This window comes from Burkholderia sp. Ax-1719, assembly GCF_011753055.1.
Taxonomy (GTDB): domain Bacteria; phylum Pseudomonadota; class Gammaproteobacteria; order Burkholderiales; family Burkholderiaceae; genus Paraburkholderia.
Genome location: NZ_VWWJ01000006.1, coordinates 150,053 through 172,726, shown reverse-complemented (window position 1 = coordinate 172,726; position 22,674 = coordinate 150,053). Strand labels below are relative to the sequence as shown.

The following is a 22,674-nucleotide window of genomic DNA, read 5'->3' as shown; positions in this document are numbered from 1 at the left end:
CGCCAGGACTTCACGCATACGATCCGCACGCAGATGTTCGTCGATGGCCGCTTCTGCGCGAGCGCCGACAACCGCAGCTTCGCCGTGTTCAATCCAGCCACGGGCGCCGAGATCGCCCAGGTGCCCGACGCCAGCAATGCCGATATCGATGCCGCCGTGCAGGCAGCGCGCCGTGCCTTCGCTGCCGATTCCTGGCGACGCATGCCGCCCGCTGCGCGCGAACATCTGTTGCTCAAGCTCGCCGATCTCGTCGAGCGCAACGGCGACGAACTTGCCGCGCTTGAAACCCTCAATCAGGGCAAGCTGCTCGGCTTTTCGAAAATGCTCGAAGTGGGCGGCAGCGTGCAGTGGCTGCGCTATATGGCGGGCTGGGCGACCAAGATCGAAGGCAGCACGGTCGATCTCTCGCTCGCGTTTCCGCCGGGCGTGCGCTACAACGCGTCGACGCGCCGTGTGCCCGCAGGCGTGGTGGCCGCCATCGTGCCGTGGAATTTTCCGCTGCTGATGGCGGTGTGGAAAATCGCGCCCGCGCTCGCCTGCGGCTGCACCGTCGTGCTCAAGCCCGCCGAGGAAACGCCGCTCACCGCAATCCGCCTCGCCGAACTCGCGCATGAAGCCGGTTTTCCGCCAGGCGTGTTCAACGTGGTCACGGGACAGGGCGAAACCGCAGGCGCCGCGCTGGTGCGCCATCCAGGCGTCGATAAGGTCACCTTCACGGGCTCGACGGAAGTGGGCCGCATCATCGGTCGTCAGTGCGCCGACGATCTCAAGCGCGTCTCGCTGGAACTCGGCGGCAAGAGCCCGGTGATCGTGCTCGACGACTGCGATCCGCAACGCGCAATCGAGGGCGCGGCGGGCGCGATTTTCTTCAATCACGGCCAGGTTTGCACGGCGGGTTCGCGGCTTTATGTGCCGCGCGCGCGCTTCGACGACATCGTCGAAGGCATCGCTCAGGTCGCGCGCAATACGGTGCTCGGCTCCGGTTTCGATGCGGCCACGCAAATGGGCCCGCTCGTTTCCGCGCGCCATCGCGACAAGGTTGCGGGCATGATCGCGCAAGGCCGCACCGAAGGCGGCGAGATCCTCGCGGGCGGCGGCAATGGCAATCGCGAAGGCTTCTTTGTCGAGCCAACCGTGATCGCCAACGCGGCCAACAAGCCGCTCACGGTGGTGCGCGAAGAAGTGTTCGGGCCGGTGCTGGTGGCCATGCCTTATGACGATGTCGAAGAGGCCATTGCTGCGGCCAACGCATCGGAATACGGTCTGGGCGCAAGCGTGTGGACCAACCAGCTCGATCGTGCGCTGCGCGTGGTGGACGCCATCGAAGCCGGCACGGTCTGGGTCAACACGCACAACATGGTCGATCCGGCACTGCCCTTCGGCGGCTTCAAGGCTTCGGGCATTGGCCGCGAGCACGGCCGCGCCATCATCGACTCGTACACTGAGACAAAATCGGTCTGCATCGCTTACTGAATTCCGATTCTGAGGCATTGTTAATCGAAATGGAATAATGAAGCTCGCCCCCGCACGATGATCGGGGGCGCGATTTCCCTCATGATCGAGCCCGTTCACGCTTCACTTCTTCCCCATCCGAACGGAGCACGATCATGACTGACTCGACTCAAACCCATCCCACGGCGCGCGGCGTCGCCATTGTCACCGGCGCTTCGCGCGGCATTGGCGCGGCAGTTGCGCTGCGCCTGGCTCGCGACGGCCACGCCGTCGTCGTCAATTACGCCTCCAGCACACAGGAGGCCGAAGCATTGGTCGCGCAGATCAGGGCGGAAGGCGGCCGCGCGATCGCCGTGAAAGCCAATATCGCGAAGGCCGCCGACGTGCGTCATCTGTTCGACGCCACGCTTGAACAACTCGGCCAGCCAACGGTGCTGGTCAACAATGCGGGCGTGATGAAGCTGTCCACCATCGCCGATTCCACCGACGCGCTGTACGACGAAATGTTCGACATCAACGTGCGCGGCACGCTCAACACGATGCGCGAGGCCGCCACGAAACTCGCGAATGGCGGCCGCGTGATCAACTTTTCGACGACGGTGCTTGCGCTCAATCTGCCGGGTTACGGGATCTACACCGCCACCAAGGGCGCGGTCGAAGCGCTCACGCGCGTGTTCGCCAGGGAATTGCGCGGGCGCGGCATCACGGTCAACGCGGTCGCGCCGGGACCGGTCGCCACGGCCCTGTTCCTCGAAGGCAAAACCGAGGAACAGATCCGCCACTTCGCCAGCCTGCCTCCGCTGGAGCGCCTGGGTCAGCCTGAAGATATTGCTTCGGTAGTGTCGTTTCTCGCGGGACCGGACAGCGGCTGGGTGGACGGTCAGACGCTGCGCGCCAATGGCGGACTGGCCTGATCCTCAGTTCGCCGTCGCACCCCGCTACCCACAAAACAGGGTGCTAAACTCGGGAGTCGAATTCGGGCCGTTACATGGCGATGTCGCCATGGCGGTCCGGCCTTCATTGCGCCTACAACGTCTCCCGATCATGTATCTGTCCATCCTCGCCGTCGGCATCGGCGGCGCACTCGGCTCGCTGCTGCGCTGGGTGCTCGGCCTGCGGCTGAACGCCTTGTTCCCTTCGCTGCCGCTCGGCACGCTGGCGTCCAATATCATCGCGGGCTATATCATCGGCGTCGCGCTCGCCGCGTTCGCACGTCTGCCGGACGTCTCGCCGCAATGGCGCCTGTTCGTCATTACCGGATGCATGGGCGGCCTGTCGACGTTTTCCACGTTTTCCGCCGAAGTGGTCGCCCATTTGCAGAATGGGCGCCTCGGTTGGGCCGCGGGCGAAATCGCCATTCATGTGTGCGCTTCCGTGCTGATGACGATACTGGGTATCGCGACCGTGGCTGCCGTGATGCGCTGATCTGCATTCGATAAAAAAGGCTGCGGCGCAATGCTCGCAGCCTTTTTTATCGGCCAGATCAATCGGCCGCTTATTCAGGGCCGACGATAACCGCCCGGCAAGCCGTTTTTCGACAAAACGAATTGCCACAATTGAATATCGCGCGCGCGAAATGCACCAGCGCAAGAAAGCAGATAGTAACGCCACATGCGATAAAAACGATGCCCCATTTCCGCTTCGAAACGCGGCCAGGCGGCTTCGAAATTCGCGTGCCACGCCATCAAGGTACGATCGTAATCGGCGCCGAAATTATGCAGATCTTCGGTCACAAAAAGACCGCCCGAGGCATCCGCAACCTGACCGATGGTCGGTAATTCACCGTTCGGGAAAATGTATTTGTCGATCCAGGGATCGGGCGTGGTGTCGCGGCGATTCTTGCCGATCGTATGCAGCAGGAAGAGACCGTCGTCGTCGAGGCAGCGATGCGCCACTTCCATATACGTGCGGTAATTCTTTGGGCCGACGTGTTCGAACATACCCACGCTCGCGACACGGTCGAACTTTTCGTCGAGCAGCCGGTAATCCTGCAGCCGAAACTCCACCGGCAAGCCTTCGCAACGCGCCGCACCGAATGCGGCCTGCTCCTTCGAAATCGTCACGCCGACGCATGAAACACCATAATGCTCTGCGGCGAATTTCATCAGACTGCCCCAGCCGCAGCCAATATCGAGCAGACGCATGCCGGGTTTCAATCCCAGCTTTCTGCAGATCATATCGAGCTTGGCTTCCTGCGCCTCGTCCAGGTTTTTCGCCCCGCCGCCCCAATAGCCACAGGTATAAGCCATGTGTTTGTCGAGCATCGCCTCATAAAAAGCGTTGCCGATATCGTAGTGCTGCTGACCGACCTTCCACGCGCGACGCACGGTCTGGCGATTCATGAGGCGCGCCTTGAGCGCGTGAAATACCAGACGCGACGGATCGATCTGGTCATCTATATGGGCGCGCAGAACATGCGCAAAGAATTCGTCGAGCTGCTCGCAGTCCCACTGGTCGTCCATATAGGCTTCGCCCAGCCCCAGATTGCCTAGCGCCAGCACGCGCTCGGGCACCTGGGGATCGTGAATCTGCATGTCCCACGGTCGCGGGCCATTGAAAATCACATCCGCGCGCGCCAATAGTTGGGACGCGAACCGCCAGGCCCCTGAGCCAGTGGCCTCGCGGGCGGAATGGGCTGCTTCGAGATCGGTCGTTGCCATACGTGTTGCTCCGTATCAGACATTCGTCGTCGCGCGCGCTGCGAGAGCCTCTATGATGCACCCGCTTCAAAAAACGTGCAGGAACACAGACAAGCCCCCGCCGCTCTCGGCGATAATCAGGCGCTGCGGTTGCAGGGCTTGCCAGGCTTCGCTCTCAAACCGCGCCCTTTTTATGCGCGTTACCAGCGGCGCAGCGCGCAGGCGCGATCATCACGACTATCCCGACCCGAGGATTTCATGACCTACGACGACAACAACATCTTCGCCAAGCTGCTGCGCGGCGAAATTCCCTCCATCAAACTCTGCGAGAACGACGCCGCCGTCGCGATCATGGACGTGATGCCTCAATCCGAAGGCCACGTGCTGGTGCTGCCGAAAGAAGGCGCGGAAGAAATTTATGAGCTGTCGCCCGAAGCGGTGACCGCCGCAATGGCGATGGTGCAGAAAATGGCCGTGGCGCTGCGCAGCGCGCTCAAGCCCGACGGTCTGACGATTGCGCAATTCAATGGCGCGGCAGCGGGACAGACCGTGCCGCACGTGCATTTCCACCTGATTCCGCGCCGCAAGGGCGAAGAGTTGCGCATGCACGCGCGCGATATGGCGGATAAGGCGGAACTGGAAGCCGTTGCGCAACGCATTCGCGCCGCGCTGTAAATCGGCCTATAAACGCAGCAAAATAAAAAAGCGCGCGAATGCATTTCGCGCGCTTCTTCCCGCCGCCAGGTTTTATCCCATCAGAATTTGTGACGGATGCCGACCACGGCTAGCGCCTGCGTATCCGTTCCCGAATTCACGCCAAAATCGCCAATCGATGCCTGTGCATCGACCGCCGCGCCCTTCGCATTCAGCGTATGGCCACTGGCCTTTTGCCAGCCCGCCAGCGCATACACTTCCGTGCGTTTCGACAATGCGTAATCGCCGCCAATATTCACCTGGTTGTAATGCGCCGATGCCGGGCCCGTAAGCGACGTGTAGTTATAGCCCACGCCCGCGCGCAACGCGGGGTTGAACTGGTAATTCACGAACGCCGATCCGTTATTGAATTTCGCGGTTTGATGGAAGGTGGAAAAGCCATCGCTGCCATATTGCGTATTCGAATACGCAAGACCGAGCGTGACTGCGCCAAGCGCATAACTACCGCCCGCGCGCACAATCTGGATCGAGTTCGCGCTCGCGAAGCCCTGATTGATGACGGTATTGAAAAGACTGTCCGAGCTGCTGGTCCACGAGCGCACGCCGTTCGTGACCGTGTTGCCGCCGTTGGTGTAGAAGTAACCCGCCGCAAGCGCGAGCGGCCCATTCGTATAACCCGCGCCAAAGCTATAGGTCTGGCCGCTGCCGGTTGCGCCCGCCACGCCGCCCAGACCGTAAAGGGCCTCGAATTGCAGGCCTGAAATCAGCGGGCTCGTATATTTGAGCGAATTGCTCACACGCAGGCTGTTGTCGTAATTGTCGAGATCGCCGGGCGTGCCGAATACGCCCCCAAACGGACCGTCCTGCGTGAGCGGCTGAACCAGATCGACGAGCGGATCGTACTGCCGCCCGAGCGTAAGCGTGCCCCACGTATTGCTCGCGAGACCCACAATCGCCTTGCGCCCGAATTCGCGCTGCCCCTGTCCCGCCACGCCCGTGCCCACATTAAAGCCATTTTCCAGCTGGAAAATCGCGGCGAGACCATTGCCCAGATCTTCGCTGCCGCGCAGTCCCCAACGGCTGCCCGAAAGATTGCCGCTGCTGAATTTGAACAGCGTGCTCTGATTCTGGCCGCTCGCATTCTGCGCATTGTGAACCACGGCGATACCCGCATCGACGATCCCGTAGAGCGTCACGCTGCTCTGGGCATGCACGCCGGCTGTCGCTGAAGCAAGCGCGGCAGCGATGGCGAAAGAACTGGCGCGGGGCGAGAGGCGTTTCATAGGTGAACTCCGTAGCGTATGCGAGAGGGTGTTGGATTCAGGCAGGCAACGATACGAAACGCACGCCGTGCGGTGAACGAATCAATTCTTCATAGCTTTGCAAGAGTGCAGAGTTTTATTTAGGTGGCTTTTGCTTGCTTTAGCTGTTGCAGCCGTGCGAATCGTTCGAAAGGACTACGCGAATGCGAACGGCATATGAAACAATCGAATGAAAGTGATCACGCGAAAAGCGCCGCAAAAGCAGATGCCGCCCTTTTTAGAGCGATCGCAGGAGACGTTGCGCGAATGAAGTCGTTGTTCGCGCAATCAAAGCCGGACACAGGGAAGCAAGCCAGTGAATATCGCCGACGCCCCGGCCACGAGCAGCCGGGCGCACCCCAGACAGCACGCCGCACGCGGCATCGTCGCCTCCCGACTGACGCCGCCCGCCGGCAGTCCGACGCAATTACCGCGCAGCGCGCTACTCGACACCCTCGCGACGGCCCATGCCTCGCAGGCGGTGCGGGTCGTGTTGATGCGCGCGGCGCCCGGCTATGGCAAAACCACGCTGATGCAGCAATACGCTGCGCAGTGCCGCGCTGAAAGCATCGACGCGATCTGGCTGCGTCTCGACGCCGCGGACAACGATCTCGACCGCTTCCTGTTGCATCTGGACGCCGCCCTGCCCGGCCCACGCCCAACCCCGAGCGCCGACGCAATCATCGAGTACATCGCGGCCCACGATCGCCCGCTTGCGATCCTGTTCGACGACTTCGACGTGATCCGCAGCGCGAGCGTGCTGGCCTTCGTACAGACGCTCATCGATGCGATGCCGCCCGGCACGATGCTGATCGTCGCCACGCGCGCGACGCCCGAGCTTGGCGTCGGCGGCCTGCGGGCGCGCGGTGCGCTGCTCGATATCCAGACGGCGGCGCTGCGCTTTACGCTTGCAGAAGCCAGTGAATACGTCCGCGAAAAATGCGGGCTGGCGCTGGACACCACGAATCTGGCCGCGCTACATCGCTGCACTGAAGGCTGGGCAACGGCGCTCTATCTTGCGACGCTATCGTTGCGCGCGCATCCAGATCCGGGCGCGTTCATCGACGCGTTTTCCGGCGCGCATCCGGCACTCGCCGATTACTTCGCCGAAGAAGTTCTCGCGCGACAGAGTGAGGCGTGCCGCGACTTTCTGCTTGATACCAGCGTGCTGCCGCACTTCCCGGCGGCGCTTGGCGACGCGCTCACCGGCCGCGGCGATGCGCGGCAACGGCTCGACGAACTCGAACGGGCCAATCTCTTTCTCGTGCCGCTCGACGACGAGCGCACGGTGTATCGCTATCACCGGCTCTTTGCGAGCTTTTTGCGGCATCGCCTGCGCGCCGCCCAACCGCAGCGCGAAGCCGATATGCACACGCTTGCCGCGCAGTGGTATCTGGCGGCGAAGCGGCCGGTGCCCGCCATCGACCATCTGCTCGACGCAGGGCAGCCGCAGCGCGCGCTCGCGGAAATCGCGCGTCATGCGCGCACCTTGATGGGTGCGGGACGCATCCGCTTGATGATGGGCTGGCTGGAGCGTATCGATGCGAACCTCATCGCCGCGCAACCGGAAGTGGGCCTGACTTACGCGTGGGTGCTGCTGCTCAACCGACGCTACGGCGATGCGATGCGCGCAACGCAAACGCTCGTCGGCGATGGCAATGCGGCGCTTGAAGCCCAGGTGCTGCGCGCGGTGCTGCACGCGCTCACGGGCCAGATGGACGCCTGCATCGCCACGGGCGCGTCGCTGCTTGCGGAGTTGCCCGACCGCGCGACGTTTGCGGGCTACACGCTGTGCAATGCGCTGGCGTTCAGCTACGTCTGCGTGCAGCGCTATGACGAGGCGCGCGGCGTGCTTTCACGCGCGCTCGGTCGCACGCGCGATCATCCGTTTGCCGTGATGCGCACGATGGCCGAAACGATCGAAGGCATCATCGATCTGCTCCAGGGACGGCTTGGCACCGCGCTCGCGCGGCTCGATACCGCGCTTGCAGGTGCGCGCGCCGATCAACGCGGCGCGGGCGCGGCGGGAAGCGAAGGCATCGCCGGCGGCTATACCAGCGTGGACGCCGCGCGTGCGCTTGCGCTTTACGAACGCAACGAACTCGACGCCATGCGACGCCTGCTGGCCAACACCTTGCCTCGGGCCCGCAGCGCCGGCACCACCGATGCGCTGATCGCCACGCATGTGCTGAGTGCGCGTGCAGCGTGGCTCGCGGGCGATGTCGATCAATGGCTGCGGCTGCTTGCCGAGCTTGAGCAGAGCGGGCGCGTGATCGAGTCCGGGCGCAGTGTCAGCGCGGCGTGGCTGGAGCGCGCGCGCGTTGCGACGCTGGAGGGACGGTTTGAGGCCGCCATGCAGGCGCTGGACGTCGCCGAACTGGATGGCGAGTGGGCACGCACGGGCTATGCGTGGCATGCCACCGAAATCGATTGTCCGGTGGTGGTGCGCGCGCGGCTCGATATCGCGCGGCATCGCTACGCAGAGGCGGAAGCGGGGTTGCGCACTGCGCTGGACGCGGCGCTCGCGCAGCAACGCTATTGGCGCGCGCTCAAACTGCGGATCCTGCTGTGCCTTGCGGTGAATGGACGTGGTCTTGCGCATGCGGCGCTTGACGAACTTGCGCAGGCGCTGCGTATGGCGAGTCATGAGGGCTTCGTGCGGGCATTTCTCGACGAAGACCCCGCACTGCTCGCGCTGGTGGGCGCATGGGCGGCGCGTGGCGCGCAGGCGATGCGAGCGGCGGGCGTGGCGCCGGAATTTGTCGCGCAATTGCTGGAGAAGGCCGAGGCGCCCGCTTCGTGCGCACCGGCCGTCGCGGCCCATACGCTCAGTGCGCGCGAACTGGACGTGCTGCGCATGCTGTCCGCGGGACACCGCAACCGCGTGATCGCCGAGAAGCTGTTCGTTTCGGAGCTGACTGTGAAGGCGCATCTGCGCAAGATCAACGCGAAACTCGGCGCGCAGAACCGCACCCAGGCAGTGGCGATTGGGCGGGCGTTGGGGGTGATTGGGTGATGGCGCGAGTCAAGCGCGCGGGCGATGGCCCAAAAAACCAGAAGCCCCGCCAATCTGCGTGATTGTGCGGGGCTTCTGCGGGGCTTCTAATGTATTCGGTGGCGGAGAGACGGGGATTCGAACCCCGGATAGGTTATTAACCTATACACGCTTTCCAGGCGTGCGACTTAAACCGCTCATCCATCTCTCCTGCGGGACGCGAATTATAGCAGGCTTCTGGCGGAACGGGAAATCGGCGCACCAACCCGCCTCAACGCCCCGCCGTACAGCCTCCCTCCCCAACCAGCCGAACCAACGAACTCTCCAGCAAACTTGCCGGCGTAACCGTCTCCCGCGCCCACGGAATCCGGCCGAAGAACCACAGCTTCCAGAACGTCAGCCCGGCTTGCGGCTGCCGCGCGTACAGCTCGTCGAAGGTCTGTACGCAGCCGATTTCGACACCCAGCGCCTCGGCCAGCACTTCTCGCACGAACCTCGAACAGAATTGCCGCGACGATCGCAGATTGAAGCCGGTGTCATAGAACACGCCCATGCGCCTTTGCGCCGCGCGGCGGATGGCCTCGTGCCGCGACTTCATCGCACCGCCCGCAAGCCGGCACACGGCAAAGCGCGCCGCCTCGGAACGCCTCACGAAGCGCCGCAAGGTCGTATAGCGTGAGAAAGGAAAGGTGCTTTCGGCGACGATCGGTTCGGACCCGGAGGTATCGACCACGATCCCAACGTGATTGCTCCAGCACCCGGTAGCCGCCGATACTTCAAGAAAAGGCCTCGCCGTGACGCGGATAAAAATCAGGTCGCCTACTTCGATCAGCGCAGCGGCATTCATCGAGCAATCTCCAGTCGGGTTGCGATGAACGCATTCTTGCCTGCCACAACCGGCGTCAGCCCGTTCCGATCAATCAGCTCAACAAACTACGCCCCGAAGCATCAATTCCCGATACCGCAGCACAACGCTAAGGATGCCGAATATAGTCCACCAGCGCGACCGTGTATTCGTCCGGTTTGCGATCGACCAGACTCACGAGAATCGCCACCAGAAACCCCGCCGGCACGCCAAACACGCCCGAACTGATCGGCTCGATTCCCCACCACCTCGCGCCTTCGAATCCGGTGAGTTGCGTAAAGAACGGATACGTCGACACGATGTAATAGACGCACACGGCCAGCCCCGCCACCATGCCCGCCACCGCACCCAGCCGCGTCGTGCGTTTCCAGAACACGCCCAGCACCAGCACCGGAAATAAACTCGATGCCGCCAGCGAGAACGCCGCGCCCACCAGAAACAGGATATTCCCCGCGTTGAGCGAGGCCACCCAGGAAGCAAACAAAGCCACGCCCAGCAGCAGAATCTTCGACATCGTCACGCGCCGCTGGCTCGACGCATTCGGATCGACCATGTGGTAATACACGTCGTGCGACAGCACATTCGAAATCGTCAGCAGCAAACCATCCGCAGTAGACAGCGCCGCCGCAAGCGCACCCGATGCGATCAGCCCCGACATCACATAAGGCAGCCCCGCAATCTCCGGCGCGGCCAGCACCACCATATCGGGCTGCATCTGGATATCGCCCCAGTGCACAATGCCGTCGCTGTTCACGTCGCTGATGCCGATCATATAAGGCTCGATGCGCCGCCACTGCATGACCCAATGCGGCAGGTCGTCGAAGTGCTGGCCGACCAGGTGCGAAAGAATCTCGAACTTGATCAGCACCGCCAGCACCGGCACCGTCAGATAAAACAGCGCGACGAAGAACAGCGTCCAGCCCACCGAGCGCCGCGCCGACGCCACCGAAGTCGTCGTGTTGTAGCGCGTGAGGATGTGCGGCAGGCTCGCCGTGCCCAGCGACAGACACAGCAGCAGCGACAGGAAATTGCGCTCGTGGATGCGTCGCGCGTCGTCGCTTTCGGCGGGGAATGGTTCGTGCATCGGCACGGGCGGCGTGGCGCGCGCGAGCAGATCGTCGCGCTGCTGGGTCCACGCCGCGCGCGCGGCCTCCGCGTCGCGCGGGAAATGCGCGATTTCCCGCTCCAGCGAGTCGATATCGCGCAGCGGCCCGTTGTGGCGGCGCAAATCCGCGAGCGTATCGACGAGGCGCGTCTTCTCCTCCACATACGACTGCGGCAAGGCGTCCAGCCGCGATTGCCAGAGCGCCGCGCGGTGGCGATATTCGTCGCGCACATTCGCTTCGGCGCTCGCGTCGCGCACGTCGTGTTCGAGCGTTTCCACGCGCTGCATGGTCTTGCCGTAATCGAGTTGCGGCACCCAGCCCAGCCCATCCCGATGCGCGATCAACGAAACCGGTATCAGGATCGCCGCGATCAGGATGATGTACTGCGCCACCTGGGTCCAGGTGACCGCGCGCATGCCGCCCAGAAACGAGCACACGAGAATGCCCGCCAGCCCGCAAAAAATGCCGATCGCAAAGTCCACGCCGATAAAGCGCACGGCGATCAGCCCCACGCCCTGAATCTGCGCGACGAGGTAGACGAACGAGCAGAGGATCGTCGCGAGCACAGCCAGCGCGCGCACGAGGTTGCTGGAGAAGCGCGTGCCGAGAAAATCCGCGATGGTGTAGCGCGCGAGCTTGCGCACGTAAGGCGCGAGCAGAAAGGCCACGAGGCAATAGCCGCCGGTCCAGCCCATCAGATAGGCCAGGCCGTCGTAGCCGCTGGCGTACAGCGAACCCGCCAGGCCGATGAACGAGGCCGCCGAAAGCCAGTCCGCCGCCGTCGCCATGCCGTTGAACACCGAGGGCACGCGCCGTCCCGCCACGTAGTATTCGACGAGGTCCGAAGTGCGCGAGAGCAGCCCGATCACGGCGTACACGGCAATCGGCACGAACAGGAATACGTAGCCGATCCACATGCCGGGGCCGGTGACGCGTTCGATGCGCCACATCACGTAGACGAAGCCGAGAAAGCCGAGCGTATAGAGCGCGTAGGAGCGAATCAGCCGATGCGCGAGCTTCATGGCGGCGGCGCCTGGCGAGCGTCGCGGATCGCGTCTTCGGCTTCGCGCGCGGCCTGCAATTCGCGGTCGGCGCGCTGCATCAGCACGATATAGATGGCCACCAGCGCCACGTAGACCAGAATCGCCCCTTGTGCGCCGATGTAGAACGGCAGGCTGAAGCCGGCGAAGCGCACGTTGTCGAGCGTACGCGCGAAGAGCGGCGCGATGAACGAGACCGCGAAGCCGATTGTCATCAGCACGCCGATCAGCGCGAGGTTAAAGCTCCAGTAGCGCCGATGCGCGAGCGCCATTGCCTTGCTGACCGGCGGCGGTTCGGGCACGGGATTGAAGTTGTTCGGCGGTTGGGTGTGTGGCGCGGCCATGCGCCTGTGTAGCAAAAAGGCGCTGGCGCGGCAATTGGGAGGAATGCGAGGGCGGAAATAAAAACGCCGCGCGAGGCGCGGCGTCGAGTTCCTGCGCGAGTGAAAGACTTAAAGCGATTCGCCGAGCTGATCGAGAATCGCCGGGTTCTCCAGCGTCGACACATCCTGCGTGATCGCCTCGCCCTTCGCGAGCGAGCGCAGCAGACGGCGCATGATCTTGCCCGAACGCGTCTTCGGCAGGTTCTCGCCGAAGCGGATGTCCTTGGGCTTGGCGATCGGCCCGATTTCCTTGCCGACCCACGCGCGCAGGTCATTGGCGAGCTTCACGGCGTCGTCGCCTTGCGGGCGGTTGGCCTTGAGCACCACGAAGGCCACCACGGCTTCGCCGGTCGTGTCGTCCGGGCGGCCCACCACGGCGGCTTCGGCCACCAGCGGGTTCGCCACCAGCGCCGATTCGATTTCCATCGTGCCCAGGCGGTGACCCGAGACGTTTAGCACGTCGTCGATACGGCCCATGATGGTGAAGTAGCCGCTTTCCTTGTCGCGCACGCTGCCGTCACCGGCCAGATACAGCTTGCCGCCGAGTTCCTCGGGGAAGTAGCCCGACTTGTAGCGCTCCGGCTGGCCCCACACGTTGCGGATCATCGCGGGCCACGGGCGCTTGACCACCAGAATGCCGCCCTGCCCGTTCGGCACGTCCTGGCCGGTTTCGTCGACGATGGCCGCCATGATGCCCGGCAGCGGCAGCGTGCACGAACCCGGCACCAGCGGCGTCGCGCCCGGCAGCGGCGTGATCATGTGGCCGCCGGTTTCGGTCTGCCACCACGTATCGACGATCGGGCAGCGCTTGCCGCCCACGTTCTCGTAATACCAGATCCAGGCTTCCGGGTTGATCGGCTCGCCGACCGTGCCGAGAATGCGCAGCGAAGAGAGGTCGTAGCTCTTCGGATGCACCTTCGCATCGGCTTCCGACGCCTTGATGAGCGAGCGGATCGCCGTGGGCGCGGTGTAGAACAGCGTGACCTTGTGCTTCTGGATCATGTCCCAGAAGCGACCCGCGTTCGGAAAGGTGGGCACGCCTTCGAACACCACCTGGGTCGCGCCAATCGTCAGCGGCCCGTAGGCGATGTAGCTATGACCCGTGATCCAGCCGATATCGGCGGTACACCAGAACACGTCGTCGGGCTTGTAGTCGAAGGTCCACTTCATGGTCTGCGCGGCCCACAGCAGATAGCCGCCCGTGCTGTGCTGCACGCCCTTCGGTTTGCCCGTCGATCCCGAGGTATAGAGGATGAAGAGCGGATGTTCCGCGCCCACCGGTTCCGGCGCGCAGGTGTCGCTTTCCGCTGCGGCGACTTCGTTCATCCACAGGTCGCGGCCTTCGTGCCACGCCACCTTGCCGCCCGTGCGCTTGTAGACGAACACGGTCTTGACTGCGTCGCAGCCGCCCATGGCGATGGCTTCATCGGCGATATTCTTCAGCGGCAGCGCCTTGCCGCCGCGCATCTGCTCGTCGGCGGTAATGAGCGCGACTGCGCCCACGTCCACCATGCGTTCGTTGAGCGACTTCGACGAGAAGCCGCCGAACACCACCGAATGCGTCGCGCCGATGCGCGCGCAGGCCTGCATCGCCACCACGCCTTCCACCGACATCGGCATGTAGATGACCACGCGGTCGCCCTTCTTCACGCCGCGCTTCTTGAGCGCATTGGCGAAGCGCGAGACGCGCGAGAGCAGATCCTGGTAGGTGACGTTGGTGACGCTGCCGTCGTCGGCTTCGAAGACGATGGCGACGCGCTCGCCATTGCCGGCTTCGACGTGGCGGTCGAGGCTGTTGTACGAGGCGTTGAGTTCGCCGTCTTCGAACCAGGTGTAGAACGGCGCTTTGGACTCGTCGAGCACCTTGGTGAAGGGCTTTTGCCAGGTCAGCGTTTCGCGAGCGAGGCGCGCCCAGAAACCTTCGTAATCGCTTTCGGCTTCGGCGACGAGCGCCTTGTAGGCGTCCATGCCGGACACCGTTGCGTTCGCCACCGTTTGCGCGGACGGCGCAAATACACGATGTTCCTGAAGAACCGATTCAATCGCAGACATCGACAACCCCTTGGTGAAGATGAAACGTCAAACTCGTGGACGCGCGCCGCATCTTCGATGCCTGCGCGCGCCGTCTCCTATGTGCCGCCGCGCCCTCTTCAGCCCAGGCGCGGACGACGATTCTGTGAAGCTATGGACTCGCGCGCCAGTCCATCCACTCAAGGTTACGCAAAGCAACTTACCCGCTACTTACGAGGCCGGCCGATGACAGCCCAGCCCGTGTTGCGATAGCGACCTCTTAAACGTCCATTTAGAATGCTAACTGATCTGAGCGCCAGGATTCCAGCTTGAACCGTCATTCACTTTTTCTCGTCGCCGCCATGCTGCTCGTGGGCAGCAATGTCGGCATCGGCAAAACGATCGTTGCATTTTTGCCCGTCGAGCTGTTCGCGCTGCTGCGCTTCGTGATCGCCCTTGCGGTGCTCTGGCCCCTGCTGCGACTCGCCCGCATGCGCCGCGTGAAGCGCGGGGAATGGCTCAATCTGTTCCTGCAGGCGCTCTTCGGTACATTCGGGTTTACGCTGCTGATGCTCGGCGGCGTGCATCGCACCAGCGCCGTCGCCGCGGGCGTCATTACCAGCACGATTCCCGCCGTGGTCGCGCTGTTCTCGTGGCTATTTCTGCGCGAGCGCCCCGATGCGCGCGCCTTCGCGTCGATTGCGCTCGCCATCGTCGGCATCGCCGTCATCAATCTCGCGCATGCCGATGCCAGCGCCGCCAATCCCGGTTCGTTCACCGGCAATCTGATGGTGCTGGGCGCGGTCTGCTGCGAATCGCTCTATGTGATTCTTTCGCGCCGTCTGACGCAGACGCTCGCGCCGCTCGAAATCTGCGCGTACACACATCTGTTCGGCTTTCTGCTGATGCTGCCCGTGGGGCTATCCGGCGCGTTCTCGTTCGATTACGCGAGCGTGCCAGCGGGCATCTGGGGTCTCGTGCTGTGGTACGGGCTGTCGGCCAGCGTGTTCTCGTTCGTGCTGTGGATGATGGGCATCCGGCATGTGCCGGGCAGCATCGCGGGCGTGTTCACGGCCGTGCTGCCGGTGGCCGCCGCGGTCTACGGCATGGTGTTTCTGGGTGAGCGACCCACGCCCGCGCATGGTGTGGCGCTTGCCTGCGTGATCGCCGGGATCGCGCTTGCAAGTGTCAAGACGAAGCGCCTGCCGCCCGTTGCGTCGTGATCCGCCAGCCGCACGCCTCCCGCGCGCCAATGTAATGACCCTGAAAGAATGCTGCCCGCATCGCGGCGAAGTGTCGCGCCAACGCGTTACAATAGCGCCCGCCCGGCCCCTGCGGAGCTGCGGCGCGAACGGCGCGAGCCCTCTGTGACTCGGCGCGGCGCGCCCCGCGCCGCGTGGACCCCGCCCGATTTCCGCCCTACGTGAAACGCCCATGTCCGCCGCACGCCCCAAGTCGTCCGCCGCGAAGTCTGCCGCTCCTTACCGTCGCCGCATGGGCGTGCTGCCCAGCATCATCTTCATGAGCCGCTGGCTCCAGGTGCCGCTCTACCTGGGTTTGATCGTCGGCCAGACGGTCTACTGCGTGCTCTTCATCAAGGAAGTCTGGCACCTCGTCACCCACGCGATGTCGCTCGACGAAACCAGCATCATGCTGGCCGTGCTCGGTCTGATCGACGTGGTGATGATCTCCAATCTGCTCATCATGGTGATCGTCGGCGGCTACGAAACCTTTGTTTCCCGCATGGGCCTCGAAGGCCATCCCGACGAGCCCGAATGGCTCGATCACGTCAACGCCGGCGTGCTGAAGGTCAAGCTCGCGATGGCGCTGATCAGCATTTCGTCGATTCATCTGCTGAAGACCTTCATCAATCCGGACGCCGTTTCGGAACGCACCGTGATCTGGCAAGTGGCCATTCACATCGCCTTCCTGCTGTCCGCACTGGTGATGGCGTGGATCGATCGCCTCACCACGCATACGCATCCCGAGCATTATCACGATCTCGCCGCGCGCCATCCCGCGCCGGTGCGCGAGGTTGCAGAAACAGACTGAAGAACGACCGCGCAAAAAAGCCGCGCCCGAAGCCGCAACTAAAGCGGCAGGTCAGAACAAAAAATTCCACGATTCGAATCACCCCGTCCCCATAGAAGCTAGCCATGACCGTCATCAAGCAGGAAGACCTGATCCAGAGCGTTGCGGATTCGCTCCAGTACATCAGCTACTACCATCCGCAGGACTACATCGAGGCGCTGGGTCGCGCCTATGAGCTGGAGGAAAGCCCGGCCGCGAAGGACGCGATCGCGCAGATCCTCACCAACAGCCGCATGTGCGCCGAAGGCCGCCGCCCGATCTGCCAGGACACCGGCATCGTCACGATCTTCGTGAAGGTCGGCATGGACGTGCGTTGGGACGGCGCTACGATGGGCGTCACCGACATGATCAACGAAGGCGTGCGCCGCGGTTATCTGAACCCGGACAACGTCCTGCGCGCATCGATCGTGTCGCCGCCCGAAGGCGGTCGCAAGAACACCAAGGACAACACGCCGGCCGTGATCCATTACGAGATCGTGCCGGGCGACAAGGTGGATGTTCAGGTCGCGGCCAAGGGCGGCGGCTCGGAAAACAAGTCGAAGTTCGTCATGCTCAACCCGTCCGACTCGATCGTCGACTGGGTGCTCAAGACCGTGCCGACGATGGGCGCAGGCTGGTGCCCGCCGGGCATGCTCGGCATTGGCATCGGCGGCACCGCTGAAAAGGCGATGCTGATGGCGAAGGAATCGCTGATGGAGTCCATCGACATTCAGGACATCATCAAGCGCGGTCCGAAGGACTGGATCGAAGAGCTGCGCGTCGAACTGCACGAAAAGGTCAACGCGCTCGGTATCGGCGCGCAGGGTCTGGGCGGCCTCGCCACGGTCCTCGACGTGAAGATCCACGCAGCGCCTACGCACGCGGCTTCCAAGCCCGTCGCGATGATCCCGAACTGCGCCGCCACGCGCCACGCACACTTCGTGCTGGACGGCTCGGGCCCGGCGAAGCTGGAAGCGCCGTCGCTCGACGCATGGCCGAAGGTCAACTGGGAACCGAACACGGAAACCAGCAAGCGCGTCGACCTGAACACGCTTACGCCGGAAGAAGTCGCTTCGTGGACGCCGGGCCAGACGCTGCTGCTGTCGGGCAAGATGCTCACGGGCCGCGACGCCGCGCACAAGCGCATCGCCGACATGCTCGCCAAGGGCGAAAAGCTGCCGGTCGACTTCAAGAACCGCGTGATCTATTACGTTGGCCCGGTCGATCCGGTGCGCGACGAAGTGGTTGGCCCGGCAGGCCCCACCACCGCCACCCGCATGGACAAGTTCACCGACCTGATGCTCTCGCAGACCGGCCTGATCTCGATGGTCGGCAAGGCCGAGCGCGGCCCGGTCGCGATCGACGCCATCAAGAAGCACAAGGCGGCGTACCTGATGGCCGTGGGCGGCGCGGCGTACCTCGTGTCGAAGGCGATCCGCGGCTCGAAGGTCGTGGCGTTCGAAGACCTGGGCATGGAAGCCATCTACGAATTCGACGTTCAGGATATGCCGGTGACGGTCGCGGTCGATTCGTCGGGCACCTCGGTGCATAAGACGGGTCCGGCGGAATGGCAGGCAAAGATCGGTAAGATTCCGGTCGCCACCGCCTGATATTCGCCGGATGAGATTCATCTTGATGCGAGATAATCGGCCAGCCGTTCATTCGCCGATATAAAAACCGGGGCCTCGCGCCCCGGTTTTTTTTGGAGTAACGCGAAGCGTACTGAGACTAATTCTCAGCACGCCGCAAATTCACTAAATTGCCGCAATTTATCGAAGATTGCGCCTTGGCTTTTGCGTATTGAGCGTTTATTGTTTCGAACTAGTGTTAAAACCTGCACGCCCCACAAGGAAGGAAAAACTATGCAAGGCGATAAAAAAGTCATCGAATATCTCAATGCGCAGCTCAAGAACGAGCTGACCGCGATTAACCAGTATTTCCTGCACGCCCGTATGTACAAGCATTGGGGCCTCGAAAAACTGGGCAAGCACGAATATGACGAGTCGATTGGCGAAATGCGTCACGCCGACTGGCTGATCGAACGTATTTTCATGCTCGACGGCCTGCCGAATCTGCAGGACCTGCACAAACTCCTGATCGGCGAAGAAACCCAGGAAGTGCTCGAATGCGATCTGAAGCTCGAGTACATCTCCCAGGGCACCTGCAAGGAAGCCATCGCGTATTGCGAATCGGTGCGTGATTTCGTTTCGCGCGAAATCTTCACGAAGATTCTCGACGACACCGAAGAGCACATCGACTGGCTCGAAACGCAGATCGATCTGATCGGCAAGGTCGGCCTCCAGAATTATCAGCAGACCATGATGGGTTCGGTAGAATCCTGAGCTTGTTCCTGGCGCTGGCTTTGAGCTGACTGCCAAAGGGCCGCATCCGCGCTTGTGGGTGCGGCCCTCGCAACATCGACGCCCTGTTTGCGTCTTCCTCTCTTTTCCCGATTCACGTGAACTCTCCGGCTTCCCAACAGGCAATGTCTAACGCCGCTCCTATCGGTATCTTCGATTCGGGGCTGGGCGGCCTGTCGGTGCTGCGCGCCGTGCGCGCGCTGCTGCCGGCCGAGCGGATCGTCTACGTGGCGGACTCGCGCTATGCGCCCTATGGCCAGCGCGACGACGACTTTATCGCCGACCGCACCCTCGCCATCGGCGAATGGCTGGTGGCACAGGGCGCGAAGGCGCTGGTGGTGGCCTGCAACACGGCCACGGCGCAGTCGATCGAGTTCGTGCGCACGCGCCTGCCGATCCCGCTCGTCGGCGTGGAACCGGGCGTGAAACCAGCGGCGCAGCAATCGAAGTCGCGCGTGGCCGGCGTGCTCGCCACCCAGGTGACGCTGCGCAGCGCGCGCTTCCAGGCGCTCGTCGAACGTCACGCCGACGATCTGCGCGTGCTCTGCCAGCCCGGCCACGGCCTCGTGGAAGCAGTCGAACGCTGCGACATCGATTCGCCGGAACTGGTCGCGCTGCTGCGCGGCTACGTTGAGCCGATGCTCGACGCGGGCGCGGATACGCTGGTTTTGGGCTGCACGCACTATCCGTTTCTGGACGCCGCGATCCGCTCCATCGTCGGCGATCGCATGACGCTCGTGGATACCAGCGTGGCGATTGCGCGCCAACTCGAACGCGTGCTCGACCAGCACGGTCTGCGCGCGTCGGCCCCGACCACCGAAGCCTTGCCTGCCGACGTGCGTTTCTGCTCGACCAGCGACGGCGCGCACCTGCGCGCGCTCGCAGCCGCGCTGCTCAACCTCGAAGCGCCGGTCGATCGCGTGCAGATTCCCTCGCGCCGCACCCGCGAACTCGAATCCAACGCCGCCTGAATACAACAGCGCCACTTTCTGCGCATCGTTCCGCCCCTCTTTCCGCTCTCATCGCTTTGCCTTCTGGCCCCTGCTGAAGGCCGCTTGCCGCCTGCCTGAGCGATCCCGCCCCGATCTGCGCCCCATCCGTCGTTCGTCTGATCCAGAGCAAAATCCCTGCTAAGCATCCGGTTTTGTTACAAAAATTCCGGCTGCATGTGTTCCAGGTGCTTGCCAAACGAGCCAAACATAATGATAATAATTCGCATTAACTCTCTCTATTGCGCTCCATCATGATTGTCTGTGTGTGCAAGTCCGTCTCCGACCGTACGATCCGTGCCTCGATTGCTGAGGGCATGGACTCTTTCGACGAGCTGCAATTCGAGCTCGGCGTGGCGACCTGCTGCGGCAAGTGCGAAGAATCTGTTCGCGACGTGATGGCGCAAAGCGGTGTTTGTGCAAGCCGTTGTGGCGTAACGCATCACCACGCTCACCCGGTTGTGGCCGTACCGCACGTCGTACCCCTGACGTTCTACGAGCGCAAGGCCGCCTGATTTCCCGTGGCGCGCGCCTCAAGCCTGCTGAGACGCGCACCGCAACAACGCTCAGATAACCGAGCGCTTTATCGCCGACAGCAAGCCAGTTTCACGACCAGCCAGCTACCGCTCGCACCCTTTTCTGGAGGACGGGATGGAATTGCTGATCGGATTTGTGACCACCGTGTGCATCTCGCTGTTGATCTTTCGCCCATAAAGCTGCCCGTAGCGACGCGTTGTCTGCCTTTTGCGCCGTCGAATACAGGGCGGCCACGCTAACATGCAGGCTTCTCAAACCACCGCCAACGCGCTGACCTTCCCCGCCTTACGCACGAATCGCCGTGTCGTAACCGCGACGGCGATCGTTCTTGCGCTGCACGTCGCGCTCATCGCCGTCGTGCTCACGCATCACGACGACGCGCAGCCCATCGCACTCCAATCGCAAGCCATCACGGCCGAACTGCTCAAGCCCGAGCCAGTCGCCGCGCCGGCCGCGATCCAGTCCACGCCGACCCCGCCGCCGCCCAAGCCGGTGCCCATCAAGCGCGAAAAGCCCAAGGCCCAGCCGAAGGTGAAGCCGACGCCCACGCCGCCGCTGCCCGTCGCCGCCGCGCCGTCGCAGCACGCAATCGAAACGCCCGCACCGGCCGATCCTTCGCCGCCCGCGCCCGCCGCACCGCCGCCACAAGCGGCCGCACCCGCGCCGGCCAAGCCCGTGATGGCGCTATCCGCGCCCAAGAATGTCTCGCACCTCGATTGCCGCATCGTCGAACCGGATTACCCGACGCTCTCGAAGCGCCGCGGCGAGACCGGCACGGCGATGGTGCACTTCGTGGTGGGCCTCACCGGCAAGATCGAAAACATCGAGCTGCGTAAGTCCAGCGGCTACAGCCGCCTCGATGACGCCGCGATGGACGCCATGCGCAGCAGTTCCTGCAAGCCGTACCTGGAGGACGGCCAGCCGGTGCGCGCCGCTTACACGCAACCGTTCGATTTCAGCCTGCACGATTGATGCGCGCGGCTGTCGGTCGCGCTGCCAGCGCAGCGCGTCTGAATGAGAATCACACTGTTTTGATGAATTGAATTAAAGGAAAAAGCATGCAGAACTACGGTATCGCCCACGTCTGGGCGCAAGGGGATTTCGTGACGCGCGGCATCGCGCTGGCACTGTTCATCATGTCGGTGCTGTCGTGGTGCGTGATCGTCGTGAAGGGCTGGAACGTGGCGCGCCTCAAGCGCCTCACGAAGAACGCCGAACAGCAGTTCTGGCATTCGGACGATCTCGCCGATGGCGTGAAGAAGCTCGGCAGCGGCACGCGCGAAGACAATCCGTTCCTCGCCCTCGCGCTTTCGGGCCAGGAAGCCGCCGATCACCATCACCAGACGCAACCGCATCTGCATGACCGCATGGACGTGTCGGACTGGGTCACGCGCTGCCTGAAGGACACGATGGACGAGTCGGTTGCGAAGATGCAATCGGGTCTCGCGATCCTCGCGTCGATCGGTTCGACCGCGCCGTTCGTCGGCCTGTTCGGTACGGTGTGGGGCATCTATCACGCCCTGCTCGCGATTGGCGCATCAGGCCAGACCTCGATCGACGCGGTCGCGGGTCCGGTCGGCGAAGCGCTCATCATGACGGCCTTCGGTCTGTTCGTGGCGATTCCGGCGGTGCTCGGCTACAACGCGCTCACGCGCTCCAACAAGGCCATCGTGACGAAGCTCAACCGCTTCGCGCACGGCCTGCACGCCTTCTTCGTGACGGGCGCACGTCTGTCGTCGACGTCCAAGGGTGGCAACGGCGGTAACGCCGGCAACCTGCGCGTCGCCGCACGCAGCCATTAATTCGCGGAGACAAGCAACATGGCGATGAGCCCTTTTGCCAGCGACGATGACGATGGCCTCATGAATGAAATCAACATGACGCCGCTCGTCGACGTCATGTTGGTTCTCCTGATCGTTTTCATGGTGACGATCCCCGTGATCCGTCACGCCGTGAAAATCGACCTGCCGCATGCGAGCAGCCAGAAGGAAGACACCAAGCCCGCGCAGATCAATGTGTCGATCGAAGCGGACGGTTCGGTGCTGTGGGACGGCAATGCCGTGACCGACGAGCAGCTCACCGCGAAGATCGCGGCGGCCGCCCAGCAGGAACCGCAGCCGGAACTGCACCTGAACGCGGACCGCAAGGTTCAGTACGAGAAGGTGGCGCAGGTGATGTCGGCTGCGCAGAGCGGCGGCCTCACCAAGCTTGGCTTTGTGACCGATCCGGCGCACAAGTAAGACACGCTTTGCTTTAAGCAACACATGGAACGC

The 22,674-nt window shown here is 63.2% G+C and carries 20 protein-coding genes and 1 tRNA gene; 14 read left to right on the top strand and 7 right to left on the bottom strand.

Annotated elements, in window-relative coordinates:
* The first annotated feature begins 33 nt into the window (after window positions 1–33).
* The 3 genes from styD to crcB all read left to right on the top strand — a co-directional run bounded on the left by styD (window position 34) and on the right by crcB (window position 2,877).
* Entirely contained in the window at window positions 34–1,473 is a 1,440-nt protein-coding gene (gene styD / locus F3J17_RS14190) for a phenylacetaldehyde dehydrogenase StyD (protein WP_275692906.1), read from the top strand.
* Window positions 1,474–1,607: 134 nt separating this feature from the next.
* Window positions 1,608–2,366: an SDR family oxidoreductase gene (locus F3J17_RS14185; RefSeq protein WP_167059274.1), complete on the top strand. Its 759-nt coding sequence runs from the start codon at window positions 1,608–1,610 to the stop codon at window positions 2,364–2,366.
* A gap of 130 nt (window positions 2,367–2,496) precedes the next feature.
* Window positions 2,497–2,877: a fluoride efflux transporter CrcB gene (crcB, locus tag F3J17_RS14180; RefSeq protein ID WP_167059272.1), complete on the top strand. Its 381-nt coding sequence runs from the start codon at window positions 2,497–2,499 to the stop codon at window positions 2,875–2,877.
* Between the two features lie 74 nt (window positions 2,878–2,951).
* Here the strand turns inward: crcB and cfa are convergent, their stop codons facing one another.
* The gene (gene cfa / locus F3J17_RS14175; RefSeq protein ID WP_167059269.1) at window positions 2,952–4,112 is read right to left on the bottom strand and encodes a cyclopropane fatty acyl phospholipid synthase; all 1,161 of its coding nucleotides are present in this window, start codon (window positions 4,110–4,112) and stop codon (window positions 2,952–2,954) included.
* A 237-nt stretch (window positions 4,113–4,349) separates the two neighbouring features.
* On the opposite strand from cfa, the gene F3J17_RS14170 reads away from it, so the two are divergent.
* On the top strand, window positions 4,350–4,766 hold the full coding sequence (locus tag F3J17_RS14170) for an HIT family protein (RefSeq protein ID WP_167059265.1): 417 nt from the start codon (window positions 4,350–4,352) through the stop codon (window positions 4,764–4,766).
* A gap of 80 nt (window positions 4,767–4,846) precedes the next feature.
* Here the strand turns inward: F3J17_RS14170 and F3J17_RS14165 are convergent, their stop codons facing one another.
* Entirely contained in the window at window positions 4,847–6,028 is a 1,182-nt protein-coding gene (locus tag F3J17_RS14165; RefSeq protein WP_167059262.1) for a porin, read from the bottom strand.
* A gap of 334 nt (window positions 6,029–6,362) precedes the next feature.
* Here F3J17_RS14165 and F3J17_RS36585 point away from each other — a divergent pair, with 334 nt between their 5' ends.
* Complete coding sequence (locus F3J17_RS36585; RefSeq protein WP_345891190.1) at window positions 6,363–9,062, top strand: LuxR C-terminal-related transcriptional regulator; 2,700 nt, start codon at window positions 6,363–6,365, stop codon at window positions 9,060–9,062.
* A 99-nt stretch (window positions 9,063–9,161) separates the two neighbouring features.
* On the opposite strand, the gene F3J17_RS14155 is transcribed toward F3J17_RS36585, so the two are convergent.
* From F3J17_RS14155 to acs, 5 genes are all read right to left on the bottom strand, one after another.
* Window positions 9,162–9,252: transfer RNA gene (locus F3J17_RS14155), tRNA-Ser, on the bottom strand.
* A gap of 60 nt (window positions 9,253–9,312) precedes the next feature.
* Window positions 9,313–9,888 (bottom strand): YebB family permuted papain-like enzyme, encoded by a 576-nt coding sequence (locus F3J17_RS14150; protein ID WP_167059259.1) that lies wholly within the window; start codon window positions 9,886–9,888, stop codon window positions 9,313–9,315.
* A 127-nt stretch (window positions 9,889–10,015) separates the two neighbouring features.
* Entirely contained in the window at window positions 10,016–12,034 is a 2,019-nt protein-coding gene (locus F3J17_RS14145) for a sodium:solute symporter family protein (RefSeq protein WP_167059256.1), read from the bottom strand.
* Window positions 12,031–12,396 (bottom strand): DUF4212 domain-containing protein, encoded by a 366-nt coding sequence (locus F3J17_RS14140; protein WP_167059253.1) that lies wholly within the window; start codon window positions 12,394–12,396, stop codon window positions 12,031–12,033. Before F3J17_RS14140 ends, F3J17_RS14145 begins: the two co-directional genes overlap by 4 nt.
* A 108-nt stretch (window positions 12,397–12,504) precedes the next feature.
* Complete coding sequence (gene acs / locus F3J17_RS14135) at window positions 12,505–14,487, bottom strand: acetate--CoA ligase (RefSeq protein WP_167059250.1); 1,983 nt, start codon at window positions 14,485–14,487, stop codon at window positions 12,505–12,507.
* A gap of 287 nt (window positions 14,488–14,774) precedes the next feature.
* Here acs and F3J17_RS14130 point away from each other — a divergent pair, with 287 nt between their 5' ends.
* The 9 genes from F3J17_RS14130 (at window position 14,775) to F3J17_RS14090 (ending at window position 22,641) form a co-directional block, all read left to right on the top strand.
* Window positions 14,775–15,668, top strand: a complete 894-nt coding sequence (locus F3J17_RS14130) for a DMT family transporter (RefSeq protein ID WP_167059247.1) — start codon at window positions 14,775–14,777, stop codon at window positions 15,666–15,668.
* Between the two features lie 211 nt (window positions 15,669–15,879).
* The gene (locus tag F3J17_RS14125) at window positions 15,880–16,497 is read left to right on the top strand and encodes a TIGR00645 family protein (protein ID WP_167059244.1); all 618 of its coding nucleotides are present in this window, start codon (window positions 15,880–15,882) and stop codon (window positions 16,495–16,497) included.
* A gap of 104 nt (window positions 16,498–16,601) precedes the next feature.
* On the top strand, window positions 16,602–18,125 hold the full coding sequence (locus F3J17_RS14120; RefSeq protein WP_167059241.1) for a fumarate hydratase: 1,524 nt from the start codon (window positions 16,602–16,604) through the stop codon (window positions 18,123–18,125).
* A gap of 252 nt (window positions 18,126–18,377) precedes the next feature.
* Window positions 18,378–18,857 (top strand): bacterioferritin, encoded by a 480-nt coding sequence (bfr, locus tag F3J17_RS14115; RefSeq protein WP_167059238.1) that lies wholly within the window; start codon window positions 18,378–18,380, stop codon window positions 18,855–18,857.
* 143 nt (window positions 18,858–19,000) lie between these two features.
* Entirely contained in the window at window positions 19,001–19,846 is an 846-nt protein-coding gene (murI, locus tag F3J17_RS14110; RefSeq protein WP_167059235.1) for a glutamate racemase, read from the top strand.
* Between the two features lie 272 nt (window positions 19,847–20,118).
* Window positions 20,119–20,379, top strand: coding sequence for a (2Fe-2S)-binding protein (locus F3J17_RS14105; protein WP_103706062.1), 261 nt, complete (start codon window positions 20,119–20,121; stop codon window positions 20,377–20,379).
* Window positions 20,380–20,641: 262 nt separating this feature from the next.
* Window positions 20,642–21,373, top strand: a complete 732-nt coding sequence (locus F3J17_RS14100; RefSeq protein WP_167059232.1) for an energy transducer TonB — start codon at window positions 20,642–20,644, stop codon at window positions 21,371–21,373.
* A gap of 86 nt (window positions 21,374–21,459) precedes the next feature.
* A complete protein-coding gene (locus tag F3J17_RS14095; protein ID WP_167059229.1) occupies window positions 21,460–22,203 on the top strand; it encodes a MotA/TolQ/ExbB proton channel family protein in 744 nt (247 codons plus the stop codon).
* A gap of 18 nt (window positions 22,204–22,221) precedes the next feature.
* A complete protein-coding gene (locus tag F3J17_RS14090) occupies window positions 22,222–22,641 on the top strand; it encodes a biopolymer transporter ExbD (protein ID WP_167059226.1) in 420 nt (139 codons plus the stop codon).
* Window positions 22,642–22,674: the final 33 nt, after the last annotated feature.

Coding starts and splice junctions, on each gene's coding strand:
- murI (WP_167059235.1), top strand. CDS start 19,001: ATGTCTAACGCCGCTCCTATCGGTATCTTCGATTCGGGGCTGGGCGGC.
- crcB (WP_167059272.1), top strand. CDS start 2,497: ATGTATCTGTCCATCCTCGCCGTCGGCATCGGCGGCGCACTCGGCTCG.
- bfr (WP_167059238.1), top strand. CDS start 18,378: ATGCAAGGCGATAAAAAAGTCATCGAATATCTCAATGCGCAGCTCAAG.
- F3J17_RS14120 (WP_167059241.1), top strand. CDS start 16,602: ATGACCGTCATCAAGCAGGAAGACCTGATCCAGAGCGTTGCGGATTCG.
- F3J17_RS14095 (WP_167059229.1), top strand. CDS start 21,460: ATGCAGAACTACGGTATCGCCCACGTCTGGGCGCAAGGGGATTTCGTG.
- F3J17_RS14165 (WP_167059262.1), bottom strand. CDS start 6,028: ATGAAACGCCTCTCGCCCCGCGCCAGTTCTTTCGCCATCGCTGCCGCG.
- F3J17_RS14100 (WP_167059232.1), top strand. CDS start 20,642: ATGCAGGCTTCTCAAACCACCGCCAACGCGCTGACCTTCCCCGCCTTA.
- F3J17_RS14140 (WP_167059253.1), bottom strand. CDS start 12,396: ATGGCCGCGCCACACACCCAACCGCCGAACAACTTCAATCCCGTGCCC.
- F3J17_RS14125 (WP_167059244.1), top strand. CDS start 15,880: ATGTCCGCCGCACGCCCCAAGTCGTCCGCCGCGAAGTCTGCCGCTCCT.
- F3J17_RS14090 (WP_167059226.1), top strand. CDS start 22,222: ATGGCGATGAGCCCTTTTGCCAGCGACGATGACGATGGCCTCATGAAT.
- styD (WP_275692906.1), top strand. CDS start 34: ATGTTCGTCGATGGCCGCTTCTGCGCGAGCGCCGACAACCGCAGCTTC.
- F3J17_RS14105 (WP_103706062.1), top strand. CDS start 20,119: ATGATTGTCTGTGTGTGCAAGTCCGTCTCCGACCGTACGATCCGTGCC.
- F3J17_RS14185 (WP_167059274.1), top strand. CDS start 1,608: ATGACTGACTCGACTCAAACCCATCCCACGGCGCGCGGCGTCGCCATT.
- F3J17_RS14170 (WP_167059265.1), top strand. CDS start 4,350: ATGACCTACGACGACAACAACATCTTCGCCAAGCTGCTGCGCGGCGAA.
- cfa (WP_167059269.1), bottom strand. CDS start 4,112: ATGGCAACGACCGATCTCGAAGCAGCCCATTCCGCCCGCGAGGCCACT.
- F3J17_RS14150 (WP_167059259.1), bottom strand. CDS start 9,888: ATGAATGCCGCTGCGCTGATCGAAGTAGGCGACCTGATTTTTATCCGC.
- F3J17_RS14145 (WP_167059256.1), bottom strand. CDS start 12,034: ATGAAGCTCGCGCATCGGCTGATTCGCTCCTACGCGCTCTATACGCTC.
- acs (WP_167059250.1), bottom strand. CDS start 14,487: ATGTCTGCGATTGAATCGGTTCTTCAGGAACATCGTGTATTTGCGCCG.